Source organism: Faucicola mancuniensis, assembly GCF_046523945.1.
In the GTDB taxonomy this organism is placed as follows: domain Bacteria; phylum Pseudomonadota; class Gammaproteobacteria; order Pseudomonadales; family Moraxellaceae; genus Faucicola; species Faucicola mancuniensis.
Genome location: NZ_CP171363.1, coordinates 1,997,539 through 2,009,967, shown reverse-complemented (window position 1 = coordinate 2,009,967; position 12,429 = coordinate 1,997,539). Strand labels below are relative to the sequence as shown.

The window sequence follows — 12,429 nt, the reverse complement described above, 5'->3', positions numbered from 1 at the left end:
TCAAGCCTTAAGGCATATCATTGCTCTAATCGCTGATTTATTTTGGCTATCATCGCTTGTAATAGTTGATATTCTTTCACATCTAATTGTAGCCGTCCTAACAAACGATTGACACGCTCAGGCATCACTTTTGATTGATTTGGGTCATAAATGGTAAGTTGCGATAACAGGTTTAACAAGCGTTGTTCTAATTGTTGTTTTTGGGCTTGGTTAATGGCAGGTTCGTCCCATGTTTGGCGAATGGTTAAATCAATATGAGCGTGTTGGTTATTTTGCAAATCTTGCAAAACGGTTGCATTTTCAATCTCTTCATACAACACGCTGGCAATGACTTGCATTGCCATCGCCACATTAAGTACGCTGTAATCAGGGTTGGCAGGGATTTGCACATGATAATCGGCAAGCCTTAACTCATCGTTGGTAAGCCCCCTATCTTCTCGCCCAAACACAAAAGCGATTTTTGGCAAAGCTTGTTGTTGCTGTAGATGTTTTAAGCCACCATTTACCAACAATACAGCAGACTGACGTGGGCTTAACACAGGTTTTGGAATATGTCGCTGACGGCTACTGGTCGCAAAAACATGGTTCATCTCGCCAATCGCTTGCGGTAAATTTGCCACGACTTTCATATTATCCAAAATATGCCGACCACCAGCCGAAAACGCATAAGCGTCATCATCTAGTGGTTTTTTTGGTGAAACGACCGTTAAATGTTCTAGCCCCATCGTGTGCATGGCACGAGCAACCGAGCCAATATTGGCAGGCAACGTGGTATTCACCATGACAATGTGAATACTGTCTAACAAGGCACGTTGCCAAGTTTGCAAGGTAGGTTGGGACAAATCAGCCATCAAAAATCAAAAAAATTCACTGAGATTAAGCGTCCAATTGGGCTTGAATATCCGCATTGACAGCTTGTGATTCGGCTTTGATGTCATCAATCAGTTGTTGGTGTTTGTGAAGTTGACCTTCACGACAGATTTCTTGTAATTGATAACACATTTCGGTCAAATTGGTCGCACCTAAGTTTGAGCTTGCCCCTTTTAGGCTGTGAGCTGATTCAAAACCCATGCGGTTATCTTCATTGTCAAACGCTGTTTGCATCTCAATAATGCGTTTTTCGCTGTCTGCCACATAAGTGTTAATTAAATCAATAAAATCATCTTCTAACAAGTCTTTTAGTTCTTGGAATTGTTCTTGATTAATGTGTTCACTCATCATTTTCTCCTTGGCAAAAATTCATGTAATGCTTTGCATATTCACATTATAAATAGTTACATTATAATAGAAATATCACCAAAATAGCCAATTATTTTTTATTAAAAAAATCAAACAAATATTTAACGTATCAAACCACGCTCACTACGAGATAACGAATCTATCAACAATTGTACTTTTGGTTCTAAGGTGAGCAGTTTTTGTAGCTCGTCTAACGCTTCTTGTTTGATTAAACCTGAACGAAAGGCAATTTTATAAGCGTCTTTTAGCGTGTCAATCGTCTGTTTTGACCAGCCTTTTCTTCGCATACCTTCAATATTTAAGCCATAACTTTTGGCAGGATTACCAGACACCATGTTAAACGCAGCCACATCTTTTAGTATCAAACTTGCACCGCCAACCATGCTGTAATCATCAATTCGGCAAAACTGATGAATGCCCGAATTGCCACCCACAATCACATGATTGCCAATCGTAACATGACCTGCCACACCGACATTATTTGCCAAAATATTGTCGTCGCCCACCACACAATCATGGGCAATATGCGTATTCACCATAAATAAATTACGGCTACCAATTTTTGTCAAACCTTTGTCTTGGGCTGTACCACGATGAAAACTGCAAGCTTCACGGATTTTATTATAATCGCCAATCTCAAGCCAAGTGACCTCGCCTTGATATTTTAAATCTTGGCAATCTTCACCGATACTGGCAAATTGAAAAATCTCATTGCATTCGCCAATGCGAGTATTTTTGGCAACGACCACGTGAGAATGTAACACGCTGTCCGCACCAATCGTAACATCATTACCAATGATACAATACGCCCCAATTTTGACACTGGAGTGTATCTCAGCCGTTGGGTCAATGATTGCCGTTGGGTGAATGTGCATGAAAATTCCTTAATAAAAATTGCGATTATAGCATTTTGGATAAAAATTGCCAAATATCCGACGAGTTTAACATTTTTAACATTAATTTGGTTTGCCATATTGACGAATTTGTTCGCTCAGCATAATTTCGGCACTCACCGCCAACTCATCGCCAACGTGTGCCGTACAGCTAAATTTTGACAAACCACGGCGTTCCATCGTGCGTTGAGCTCGTAAAATCAACTGGTCGCCAGGGATAACCAAGCGTTTAAAACGTACCTTTTCCACCCCTGCAAATAAAAACAAAATACCATCTTGGGGTTTTTTATTTTTGCTGATAAATTGTAACACGCCTGCCGACTGTGCCAAGGCTTCAATCATCAAAACCCCCGGCATAACAGGCTCTTCTGGAAAATGTCCATTAAAAAACGGCTCATTGACCGATACATTTTTGATAGCGGTAATCCACTCATCTGAGCGACAGGCGGTAATTCTGTCTAATAATAAAAACGGATAACGGTGCGGTAAATACTCTCGCAAAGTCATGATGTTAATGGGTAAGGTTAAATTGCGGTCGGACAGGGCTTGAAAATCGGCTTCTGTCATGTTTTGGGTATCCATAAATATTCCTTTTTCTACACTTTTTAAAAAAACTTTTTACACATGATTTGATAACACATTCAATTTATTTTGTTAAAATTTATCATCATTCTTTGACTAATTGCTTGATTTTAACCGCCATTTTTTTCCAAAGATTGGTTTGCATCATGGGCGTGCCTGATGAATAACTACCCTGTTGTTTGATACTTTTGGTTACCATGGTCATGCCTGTAATCGTTACATCATCACAAATCTCAATATGTCCAACCAAGCCCACACCACCTGCCAAGACACAACGTTTACCGATTTTTGCACTGCCTGCAATGCCAACACAGCCCGAAATCACTGTACCATCGCCAATCTGTACATTGTGAGCAATCTGCACCAAATTATCAATAATCACATGATTGCCAATCAAAGTATCGCCCAACGCCCCCCTATCCACGCAGGTTTGGCTACCGATACGCACATGATTGCCAATGACGACTTTGCCAAGTTGATAAATTTTTTGCCAACCTTTTTCGTCCGTCAAGCCTTTTGGTGCATAACCAAAACCATCATTGCCAATACTGGCATGGCTGTGTAATACCACAAAATCACCCATTTCACAATGATGACCGACAAATGTGTGTGTCTTTAATTGACAAGACTGTCCAACTTTAACAAAATCTTCAATCACCACATGACTGGATAATTGGCAGTTATCACCAATCACAACGTTTTCACCAATCACGCAATACGCCCCAATCTGCACATTTTTACCAATATCAGCCGTGGGTGACACGATGGCAGTTGGGTGAATATCAGGCAAAATATCAGGTGTATAAGCAAAAACTTGGGTTAATTTGGCAAATGCCAAATACGGATTTTTAACCTCAATCGGCAAAACATGGGTGGGACAAAATGGCTTAGCATTAGTAGTTAGCAAAACCGCCATTGCGTTGGTATGGGTCAGCTGTTCTTGATAACGTGGATTTGCCAAAAAAGACAACTGATTTGGCTGTGCCGTATTTAATGGGGCAAGTCCTGCAATACTGGCATTGGGATTTTTGGCAAAAAATGCGTGAATTTCATCACCATTTTGTAAATCATCTGCCAATATCGCCAACAATTTTTCCACGTCTAACATATTATTCAACATTATTTGACTTGTTCGTTAATCGCTTTGGTGATATCAGCGGTGATATCCCATTCAGGTTTGGCAAAGGTAACTTCGGTATTGCGACTATCAATCAGCACATCAATATTTTTTTGTTTGATGATGGTTTGGGTAATATTTTGCAATTTTGGGGCAACTTGTTGCAAAATTTCTTTTTCGCTTGTTTCCACACTGGTTTGGATTTGGTTCACCAGCTGGGCGTAATTTTGTTGATTGGTCTGAATTTGTTTTGCCAAATCGGTTTTTTGGGTGTCTGTCAGTTTGTCTGCTTGGCTCAGATATTGTTTTTGTAACCGTTCAAGGTTGTCTTGATAGGTTTTGAGTTGTTGCTGTTTTGGTTTAATCGCATTTTGGGTTGCGGTGATTTTGGCTTTGGCAAAGTTGCTATTGGTGATGGCTTGATACGAATCCCACACGCCCACATTGTTGGCAAACGCCAAAGAACTAAACATTATTCCAGTAAAAACACACACGATTTTTTTCATCATTTTCTCTTTTTTTCATTAAATCAAGGACTTCGGTGGGTTACACTATCGCTAACCCACGCCACAAATACAAATTTAATTTTATCCAATTAGAACAAACGTCCAATCTCAAACTGTACTTCGTCAATTTGGTCAGTATCTTTTTTGTTCAATGGTTTTGCATAGCTTAATGAGATTGGTCCAATTGGTGTAATCCAAGTAACGCCAAGCCCTGCACTAAATCGCATATCGGTGTCTTTTTGACCGTCTAATTTTTCTAATAAAGCAACTTCATTGCCATTGACGCTAATTTTTTCGTCATATTTATTGGTGGTGTCAAATACTTGTGCCCCTTCAATAAACAAGGCTGGACGAATTTGGTCTGCCCAATCGCCTTTAAATGGCATTGGTAAAATCAATTCAGCACCGACTTGTGCCAAGGCGTTACCGCCCACCTCTTCAGGATAGGTATCCTTCCCTGCATATCGATAACGCTGGCTGCGTGGCCCTAAAGTGTAATTGTCATAGCCACGTACCGAGCCATAACCACCTGCATAAAAGTTTTTCCAAAATGGCAAGTCATTACCATAACCTAGCTTGGTATAACCACGCAACACCGTATTTTTATAAAATGGGTGGTAATAATTGCCTTGATATACCAGTTTTTGATAATCCACATCACCAAAGGCTAGGTTTAAATCCACATTGTGCGACATACCTTTGGTCGGAAAATGCCCTCTGTCTAGCGTATTCATATTCCAACCCAAGTTAAGGCTATACGTGTTAAAACCTGCCTCAAAACTTGGAATACCGTTCGTTTGGTCAACTTTCAACTTGCCTTGTTTGTTGAGATAATCATAATGTGCAACGGCTAAATTATGACCACCTTTAACTGTCGTTCTGTCAATATTTAGCCCTGCACTTAGGCTTTTGTTTTCGTCAATTGGATAGCTATAGCCCAATATACCACCCAAAGAGTCAGTTACATAGCTGTTGATATTTTTGCTGTCGTATTTGGTTTTTTGCCAATAAATGTTGGCAGTTTGTGAAACACCATCTGGTGTAAAGTACGGATTGGTATAACCAATACTATAGCTGTCCAACGTTTCTGAACGTGATAACTGCAAGTTGACGCGATTACCCGTTCCCATAAAGTTAGATTGGCTTAGACCTGCTTGGAAAGTAACACCGCCACTTTGTGAATAACCTGCTGCCACAGTACTACTGCCTGATGGTTGCTCTTCTACTGCAACGTTGATATCTACTTGGTCAGGCGTGGTGGTTACTGGTCTGACTTCCATATTCACAGTTTTAAAAAAGCCCGTTCGCATAAGTCTTGCACGAGATAATTCAATTTTTTCGTTTGATGCCAACGCCCCTTCCATTTGACGCATTTCACGGCGTAACACTTCATCAGCAGTTTTGGTATTACCTGTAAAATTGATACGGCGGACATATACAGGGCGTACAGGGTCAATAAAAAAGTCCATATCCACGGTTTTATTGGTATCATCAATGCGTGGTACAGGGCGAATTTGTGCAAAATAATAGCCATCATTGCTATACAAAGTATTAAAATTTTGTAATGTGGTGGTGATTTGGCGTTGTGAATATTGCTCACCTTGTTTAAAGGCGACATTTTCTTTTAATTTTTCAATATCATAGCTTGGATTACCCAAAAAGTTCACTTGACCAAATTGATATTGCTCGCCTTCGGTTACATTTAACTCAATATAAACTTTGTCTTTTTCTGGACTAATGTTTAGCACTGCGTCATTGATGTTAAATTTAATAAAACCTGCATTTTGGTAAAGTGCGGTTACATTTTCTAGGCTTGCGTTGAGTTTTTCTTTGGCATAACGGTCGGATTTGCTGATGATATTTTTCCATGACGTTTCTTTGATATTCATAGCATCTTTGATATCTTCATCGCTAAAGTGTTGATTGCCCAACACATTGATTTCAACGACACGTGCAGGTTTGCCTTCGGTAAAGTCAAATTTTAACGCCACACGGTTATTATCCAGTTCTGTTTTGGTTACTTTAACATCGCTGTTGTAGTAGCCTTGTTGATTGTACTGTTGTTTTAATTCGTTTTGGATTTGTTCCAGTGTGGATTGTTTTAGCACATTGCCTTCTGCAATGCCAATGCGTTTTAGCCCTTCAGTTAAGGCATCTTTTGGAATGAGTTTATTGCCATCATAATCAACACTGGCAATCACTGGACGCTCTACTACATCAAAAACCAAATTATTGCCGACTTTATTGGCTTTGATGTCGGCAAAGTTACCCGTTTCATACAAGGATTTGATACTTTGGGCGATACTGGCATCGGTCGCCACTTCACCTGCGTTAATATGGACAATCGGATACAGACTGTCCGCCGACAGACGAGACAAGCCGTTAAACTGAATATCACTCACCGTAAAATCTACCGCTTGGGCAGTGGTTGCGATAATTGCTAAAGGAGCAAGGGCAAAGATGGCAGGGTTACGCATAGTATATCTTCCAAAACTTTTCACGAACGTTAATACGTAGGGGTTTTAAAGTGTAAATAAAATACCGCCTATTGTAAGCGGTATGTAAAAATATCACAACAAAAAAAATGCTTTTTTATCGCTTTTTTGTGAAGATTTTACAATAACACATTGTTTTTGCAAAATTTGAGTGATAGTTTTTGATAAAAACGCTACTGTTTTATTTTTATTGTTTGATGATGATAGCAAAAAAGCAATTGTTTTTTGTTTAGATTTATTTAAATATTTGTTTATTTCCTTATTTTTTGATAACTTCTAACCAAAAAATTTGCTAATACAAGCGTCCTTTTTTTGCCCTATGGATTTTTTATGTTGCTTGGTTTTGAGTTAAATACTGAAGACAACAGTACTATGGGCGAAGTGCTAGGCGGTATTATTACGGGTATTGGCTTTGTCGGTGGCGGTGCGATTTTGAAAAAAGATGGTATTGTGAAAGGGACTTCTACAGCAGCAGCGATTTGGTCGGCAGTTTGTGTCGGCGTGGCGGTTGCGATGGGACGACTTGAGATTGCGGTGTTGATTAGCTTGTTCACTTTTATGATTTTTCATCTTGCCAATCCTTTGATTGAAAATATTGACAGTTCTGACGATGTCCATTGATTTTCCAAATTAAATGATAATTGCGAAAAATTATCATTTTACCTTTTCACTTTTGGCAAAAAGTGCTAGACTATTCGGTTATTTTATTAATCATTTGAGTTTTTTATGACTTTTTCTGCCGATATTAGCCCATTAAACACGATGGCATTGACCTGCCATGCCAAAGAATTGGTTTGTTTGCATAGTATTGATGACGTTTTGCCATTGTTTGAACGTTTAAACCAAAACAATATGCCCTTTGTCATTGTGTCTAATGGTAGCAATATTATTTTGCCAAAAACCCTTGATGCGACTGTGATTTCTCCCACTTTAACAGGGCAAAATATGCTGTTTGAAGATGATGATTTTGTTCATTTAGAAGTGATGGCAGGCGAAGTTTGGCATGATTTTGTGGTGGCAAGCGTTGAAAAAGGCTGGTACGGCTTGGAAAATTTGGCACTCATTCCCAGTTGGGTCGGTGCAAGTCCTGTGCAAAACATTGGGGCGTATGGCGTACAAGTAGAAGACGTGCTGGAGTCGGTAACGGCATTTCACATTCCCACCATGACCTTTCAAACCCTAAGCAAAGCCGACTGTCAGTTTGGCTATCGTGATAGTATTTTTAAACAACAAGTCGGAAAATGGCTAATTTTGAGCGTTACTTTCAAACTACACAAAAAACCGCTTATCAATACCAAATATGGCGATGTGGCAAAGACTGCCAGAGAGATTGCTACTGCTGATAACCGCCACATTATCACGCCAAAAGATACCATGCAAGCGATTATCCAAATCCGCCAAAGCAAAATTCCTGATGTCAAAGATTTGCCAAATTGTGGCAGTTTTTTCAAAAATCCGATTGTCAAAAAAGCTATTGCGACTGACTTAAAACACCAATTTCCCAATTTGGTTACCTTTGCTATGCCCCATTCGGACGATGTTAAATTGGCAGCAGGTTGGCTGATTGACCAATCAGGTTTAAAAGGCAAAGGCGTGTTTCCGATTTTGACCCATATTAATCAAGCCTTGGTTTTGACCAATCATGCTCCTTTTTCTGCCAGTCAGCAGGATATCAAAAATGCCATGCAACTGATACAAGATACCGTTGAACAAAAGTTTTCTATTCGTTTAGAGCCTGAGCCCGTATGGATTGAAGCTGATGGAAGTATTCGCCAAACTCATTAAAACCTTAACTCGTATTTTTCAAACGCTCGGCAGTTTTTTGACGGTGGCGATGATTTTTGGCATTTTGTTGGTGGCAAGTTTTTTTACGCCTTTGTTTTCAAAAGGTATGTTATCGGTGTTAAACGAAATTACGTTGCCAGAACGTGCCAATTTGTCCAATACCACGACAGCTATTGTCGTGTTAGGCGGTGGTTTAACCAACGACCAACAAAATAATATCATCGTCAATCAATATACCGAAGCTAGGCTAAAAACCGCCGTCAATCTGCACCAAAAAACCCAACTACCTATCGTGGTGAGTGGCAAAGAAGCCCCATGGATGATGGCGTGGCTACAACGCCATGATGTGTGGTGGGTCGTTCCTGAAAAAAACAGCGTTAACACCTGCGAAAATGCCAAATTTACCGCCGAAACGGTAAAAATTCACAACGTTATTTTGGTAACAGACCCGTATCACATGAACCGAGCCCGCCGTCAATTTGCGTTATACGACATTGCGACCACGCCTTATATCGCCGAGTTAAACGAGCCAACCGATTGGCATAAAATCGGACAAAATTTAAAACATTCTCGCAGAGCCATGTATGAATTTTTGGCATTTGTCCGAGATATCTTTTTTCCGCAAGTGGATTGTAAAACCAATCATTAATAAATTTTAAAAAAAATTAAATCAAAGCTTGTTGACTGATGATAATACCGTTGTTATCAGCATAAATAAAATCGCCCTGTTTGATGATAACGCCACCAAATTGTAAAGTTTCGCCCACTTCGCCCACGCCTTTGCGGTTAGATTTTCTAGGGGTGCTGGCAAGGGCTTTTACGCCGATAGACATTTTGGCAATCATATCCACATCACGCACACAGCCGTACACAATCACGCCAGCCCAGCCGTTGTCCACAGCACTTTGGGCAATCATATCGCCAAGCAAAGCACAACGCATAGACGCACCGCCATCAATGACCAGTACTTTGCCATCGCCTGCGGTTGCAAGCAATTCTTTAACACGGCTGTTGTCTTCAAAGCATTTGACCGTAACCACTTCACCGCCAAAACTTGACAGTCCGCCATAGTTATAAAAACGTTTGCCTTCCATATTTGGCATACATACTTGGCAGTCGGGATTGTCGTCTAACAAATCACAGGTAACAAAATCGGTGATAATTTTATTCATAAGTCAGTCCTTTTTTTGATAATAAAATATTTGTTAAAAAATTAACTGTTAAAACTTGTCATCGTCAGCATATCGGCATTGCTCACGACTTTGGTTTGTGGGCTGTTGTCTTTTTTGCGTTGCACTTGGCTCACATGATAGGTATTGGCAATGTACCACTGATTAGCGGTCAAAGCCATCGCCATCGCCACACGCTCGGCTTCTATCGGACGCACGGACAATTTTTTTGGAATAATCGGTTTGATAATACCAAATGCAGTTTGGGCAAGGTTTTCTAGTTTACGATTGTCATGTTTGCCTAACAAGAAAGACGGACGAAAAATCGCCAAACGCTGAAATCCAAGCGTAATCACCGCATCTTCTAATTCACCTTTGACACGGTTATAAAAAAATCGGCTGTCTTTGTCCGCACCCATCGCTGATAGCAAAAAAAAGCGTTCCACATTTTTTTCTCGGCACGTTTTGGCAAAAGCATAATTAAATTCAAAATCAATCTGATAAAACGCTTCTTCGCTGCCTGCTTGTTTTAAGGTTGAACCCAAACAACTAAAAGCGTCCACTTGATTGTCCAAATTTAGCGTTGTCAATAGATTGTCTAGTTGGTTAAAATCTTTTAATTGATAAAAGTGCATATTTTCGCTCATACCTTTGGGCTGACTGCGTGCGATGATAATCACTTTTTTGTATAAACTGGTTAATTGTAACAACAATGAACGTCCGACCAAACCTGTCGCCCCAATAATCACTGCGGTTCGTTGCATATTTTTCCTTAAATTTGATTAAAAATCGTTTAAAACCTTACTTATCGTCATCGTCATAATGTCCATAACAAGTTAGCAAAATAACGACTTTGTTTTCGCTTTCTATAATTTCATAACTCATTGAGCATTGAGCATTCTGCCTTTTAATTCTTGACGTGTCATTTTAATAGGCTTAGTTACACGAGCTTTGTGAATTTTGGCATAAAACGCATCTTTACTCATATTGCTCTATCAAAACATCTGTGAGTTTTAAGCGTTTACACATTTCTTGTAAAAATGGCACATCATCGGCTGTAATGTTATGGGCGGTTAGCGTGTAGGTAATCATAATTTTTTCCTTTACACAATCATATTTTACAAATTTTTATATCGGTAACGGCTTAAATGCCATAAAATGTCGAATAACTTCGTTAATATGGCGTTTGGTGCTATTATCTTGGTGGTTTAGCCAATAAATAACGTCATCATCTAGCACATTGTTGGCTATAGCTTGTGTTTGTTCTTTGAGTTTAGCACGTTCACGCAAGGCATTCAGTTTCGGAATGGTTGTTGCAGATTTTGCTGTACTAAAGTCATCAGCATTTATTATATCTTCAAAAATAGCGTCTTTGTTCATATTGTCTCCGTTTATTTTTGTCAGCTTTCCAAGCGGTAATAATGCGGATTTTTTCGCCACGAAATAGCCAACCGACCACATAAATCTCGCCAAATTCATTCATGCCAACACTTGCAAAACGTTGCTCACCTTCAATTTCATATTCATTAACAAGGGCATATTCATCAAGAATGGCATTTTTAGCACGTTCAAAACTCACGCCATCATGTTTGATAATATTTAATTGGGATTTTTCAATATTCCACTCAAAAATCTCATCAGAATAATCTTGCTCATTCATTAGATTTCCTTATGTCGTGCAAGTGTGATGAAAAATTTTATTATAACAAATAAACATAGCATAATAAATTATAAAAAAGGCAATGTACCTACATTGCCTTTTTTGGGTTATTTTATGGTTCAGCGATAATTATTTGTAAACGCTGACTTGTACGCTCACACGGCGGTTTGGTTGCAAGCAATCAATCGCTTGTGGTTTTGGCATACTTTCACTGCAATGTTTAACAGGTTGGCTCTCGCCTGCACCTGTCGCCCAAATGCTACCTGCACTCACACCACGGTCAATCAAATAGTTACGTACCGTTTGGGCACGTAGTAATGACAAGTTCATGTTGTACATATCATCACCAAAACGGTCGGTATGCCCTGTTACCATCACTTGCATACGTCCTTTTTGGCTGTAGTTTGCCAATTTTTGTGCCAATGCGTCTAGCTCTGGTTTGCCTTTTGGTAGCATATCTTGCGTTTTGTATTTGTCAAAATAGAACAAGGCATCGGCTGATAAATCAATGGTTTCATTGATAATCGGCTGTGCTGCTACCACTGGCATATCAGCGTGCATTGGGGTGATTGGTTTGACATAGTTGGCACAATCGGCAGGTTTCCAATAAAACTCTTGACCTTTGTATTCTTTGTCAAAAATCACTTTGTATTGACAAATTTGTACCGTTTCGTCTGGGCGATAGAACTTCATGATGTAGTCCCATTCACGTGCGTGTTGTGATTCGCTAAAATGAGGACGACCAATCAGTTGATATAGCTCATCTTTGGCAATGCCGGGACGGATTTTGTTTAGGTTTTCAGTATTTGGGAATTGACCATCTTTTTGCCATGCTTTGTCAAGCTCTGGAAAAGCAATGTCTTCGGCTTGTACTGTGCCTTCGTCTGTGATGTTTTGGCTTAGGTGTTTTGTTCCCATACAGCCTGTCAAAGCCAATGCAGATAGGGCTAAAACGCTAAATGAATGAATTTTTTTCATGTTTT

15 protein-coding genes are annotated in these 12,429 nt (G+C 39.6%); 3 read left to right on the top strand and 12 right to left on the bottom strand.

Annotated features, from left to right (window positions below; translation table 11 throughout):
* Positions 1–17 precede the first annotated feature (17 nt).
* From ACGTJS_RS09910 to bamA, 7 genes are all read right to left on the bottom strand, one after another.
* Positions 18–851 (bottom strand): RNA methyltransferase, encoded by an 834-nt coding sequence (locus ACGTJS_RS09910; protein ID WP_410471939.1) that lies wholly within the window; start codon positions 849–851, stop codon positions 18–20.
* 25 nt (positions 852–876) lie between these two features.
* The gene (locus tag ACGTJS_RS09905; RefSeq protein ID WP_315040898.1) at positions 877–1,218 is read right to left on the bottom strand and encodes an Hpt domain-containing protein; all 342 of its coding nucleotides are present in this window, start codon (positions 1,216–1,218) and stop codon (positions 877–879) included.
* Positions 1,219–1,340: 122 nt separating this feature from the next.
* On the bottom strand, positions 1,341–2,114 hold the full coding sequence (gene lpxA, locus ACGTJS_RS09900; protein ID WP_410471938.1) for an acyl-ACP--UDP-N-acetylglucosamine O-acyltransferase: 774 nt from the start codon (positions 2,112–2,114) through the stop codon (positions 1,341–1,343).
* A gap of 81 nt (positions 2,115–2,195) precedes the next feature.
* The gene (gene fabZ / locus ACGTJS_RS09895) at positions 2,196–2,714 is read right to left on the bottom strand and encodes a 3-hydroxyacyl-ACP dehydratase FabZ (RefSeq protein ID WP_315040904.1); all 519 of its coding nucleotides are present in this window, start codon (positions 2,712–2,714) and stop codon (positions 2,196–2,198) included.
* Positions 2,715–2,799: 85 nt separating this feature from the next.
* Complete coding sequence (gene lpxD, locus ACGTJS_RS09890; RefSeq protein ID WP_410473256.1) at positions 2,800–3,822, bottom strand: UDP-3-O-(3-hydroxymyristoyl)glucosamine N-acyltransferase; 1,023 nt, start codon at positions 3,820–3,822, stop codon at positions 2,800–2,802.
* A gap of 11 nt (positions 3,823–3,833) precedes the next feature.
* On the bottom strand, positions 3,834–4,304 hold the full coding sequence (locus tag ACGTJS_RS09885) for an OmpH family outer membrane protein (protein WP_315040910.1): 471 nt from the start codon (positions 4,302–4,304) through the stop codon (positions 3,834–3,836).
* A gap of 122 nt (positions 4,305–4,426) precedes the next feature.
* A complete protein-coding gene (bamA, locus tag ACGTJS_RS09880) occupies positions 4,427–6,814 on the bottom strand; it encodes an outer membrane protein assembly factor BamA (protein ID WP_410471937.1) in 2,388 nt (795 codons plus the stop codon).
* A 348-nt stretch (positions 6,815–7,162) separates the two neighbouring features.
* On the opposite strand from bamA, the gene ACGTJS_RS09875 reads away from it, so the two are divergent.
* The 3 genes from ACGTJS_RS09875 (at position 7,163) to ACGTJS_RS09865 (ending at position 9,266) form a co-directional block, all read left to right on the top strand.
* A complete protein-coding gene (locus tag ACGTJS_RS09875) occupies positions 7,163–7,453 on the top strand; it encodes an MgtC/SapB family protein (protein ID WP_410471936.1) in 291 nt (96 codons plus the stop codon).
* A gap of 105 nt (positions 7,454–7,558) precedes the next feature.
* On the top strand, positions 7,559–8,617 hold the full coding sequence (murB, locus tag ACGTJS_RS09870; RefSeq protein WP_410471935.1) for a UDP-N-acetylmuramate dehydrogenase: 1,059 nt from the start codon (positions 7,559–7,561) through the stop codon (positions 8,615–8,617).
* Positions 8,592–9,266: a YdcF family protein gene (locus ACGTJS_RS09865; protein WP_410471934.1), complete on the top strand. Its 675-nt coding sequence runs from the start codon at positions 8,592–8,594 to the stop codon at positions 9,264–9,266. The genes murB and ACGTJS_RS09865 overlap by 26 nt, the downstream gene beginning before the upstream one ends.
* Positions 9,267–9,282: 16 nt before the next feature.
* Here ACGTJS_RS09865 and rraA read toward each other — a convergent pair whose 3' ends face one another.
* The 5 genes from rraA to ACGTJS_RS09840 all read right to left on the bottom strand — a co-directional run bounded on the left by rraA (position 9,283) and on the right by ACGTJS_RS09840 (position 12,424).
* Positions 9,283–9,789 carry a ribonuclease E activity regulator RraA gene (rraA, locus tag ACGTJS_RS09860; protein ID WP_410471933.1) on the bottom strand — a complete coding sequence of 169 codons (507 nt, stop codon included), beginning with the start codon at positions 9,787–9,789 and terminating at the stop codon, positions 9,283–9,285.
* 41 nt (positions 9,790–9,830) lie between these two features.
* A complete protein-coding gene (locus tag ACGTJS_RS09855; protein ID WP_410471932.1) occupies positions 9,831–10,550 on the bottom strand; it encodes an NAD-dependent epimerase/dehydratase family protein in 720 nt (239 codons plus the stop codon).
* A 364-nt stretch (positions 10,551–10,914) separates the two neighbouring features.
* On the bottom strand, positions 10,915–11,166 hold the full coding sequence (locus tag ACGTJS_RS09850; protein WP_410471931.1) for a hypothetical protein: 252 nt from the start codon (positions 11,164–11,166) through the stop codon (positions 10,915–10,917).
* Positions 11,144–11,446: a BrnT family toxin gene (locus ACGTJS_RS09845; protein ID WP_315040924.1), complete on the bottom strand. Its 303-nt coding sequence runs from the start codon at positions 11,444–11,446 to the stop codon at positions 11,144–11,146. Before ACGTJS_RS09845 ends, ACGTJS_RS09850 begins: the two co-directional genes overlap by 23 nt.
* A 129-nt stretch (positions 11,447–11,575) precedes the next feature.
* The gene (locus ACGTJS_RS09840) at positions 11,576–12,424 is read right to left on the bottom strand and encodes an OmpA family protein (RefSeq protein ID WP_410471930.1); all 849 of its coding nucleotides are present in this window, start codon (positions 12,422–12,424) and stop codon (positions 11,576–11,578) included.
* Between the last annotated feature and the right edge of the window lie 5 nt (positions 12,425–12,429).

Coding starts and splice junctions, on each gene's coding strand:
- ACGTJS_RS09910 (WP_410471939.1), bottom strand. CDS start 851: ATGGCTGATTTGTCCCAACCTACCTTGCAAACTTGGCAACGTGCCTTG.
- ACGTJS_RS09905 (WP_315040898.1), bottom strand. CDS start 1,218: ATGAGTGAACACATTAATCAAGAACAATTCCAAGAACTAAAAGACTTG.
- lpxA (WP_410471938.1), bottom strand. CDS start 2,114: ATGCACATTCACCCAACGGCAATCATTGACCCAACGGCTGAGATACAC.
- fabZ (WP_315040904.1), bottom strand. CDS start 2,714: ATGGATACCCAAAACATGACAGAAGCCGATTTTCAAGCCCTGTCCGAC.
- lpxD (WP_410473256.1), bottom strand. CDS start 3,822: ATGTTAGACGTGGAAAAATTGTTGGCGATATTGGCAGATGATTTACAA.
- ACGTJS_RS09885 (WP_315040910.1), bottom strand. CDS start 4,304: ATGTTTAGTTCTTTGGCGTTTGCCAACAATGTGGGCGTGTGGGATTCG.
- bamA (WP_410471937.1), bottom strand. CDS start 6,814: ATGCGTAACCCTGCCATCTTTGCCCTTGCTCCTTTAGCAATTATCGCA.
- ACGTJS_RS09875 (WP_410471936.1), top strand. CDS start 7,163: ATGTTGCTTGGTTTTGAGTTAAATACTGAAGACAACAGTACTATGGGC.
- murB (WP_410471935.1), top strand. CDS start 7,559: ATGACTTTTTCTGCCGATATTAGCCCATTAAACACGATGGCATTGACC.
- ACGTJS_RS09865 (WP_410471934.1), top strand. CDS start 8,592: ATGGAAGTATTCGCCAAACTCATTAAAACCTTAACTCGTATTTTTCAA.
- rraA (WP_410471933.1), bottom strand. CDS start 9,789: ATGAATAAAATTATCACCGATTTTGTTACCTGTGATTTGTTAGACGAC.
- ACGTJS_RS09855 (WP_410471932.1), bottom strand. CDS start 10,550: ATGCAACGAACCGCAGTGATTATTGGGGCGACAGGTTTGGTCGGACGT.
- ACGTJS_RS09850 (WP_410471931.1), bottom strand. CDS start 11,166: ATGAACAAAGACGCTATTTTTGAAGATATAATAAATGCTGATGACTTT.
- ACGTJS_RS09845 (WP_315040924.1), bottom strand. CDS start 11,446: ATGAATGAGCAAGATTATTCTGATGAGATTTTTGAGTGGAATATTGAA.
- ACGTJS_RS09840 (WP_410471930.1), bottom strand. CDS start 12,424: ATGAAAAAAATTCATTCATTTAGCGTTTTAGCCCTATCTGCATTGGCT.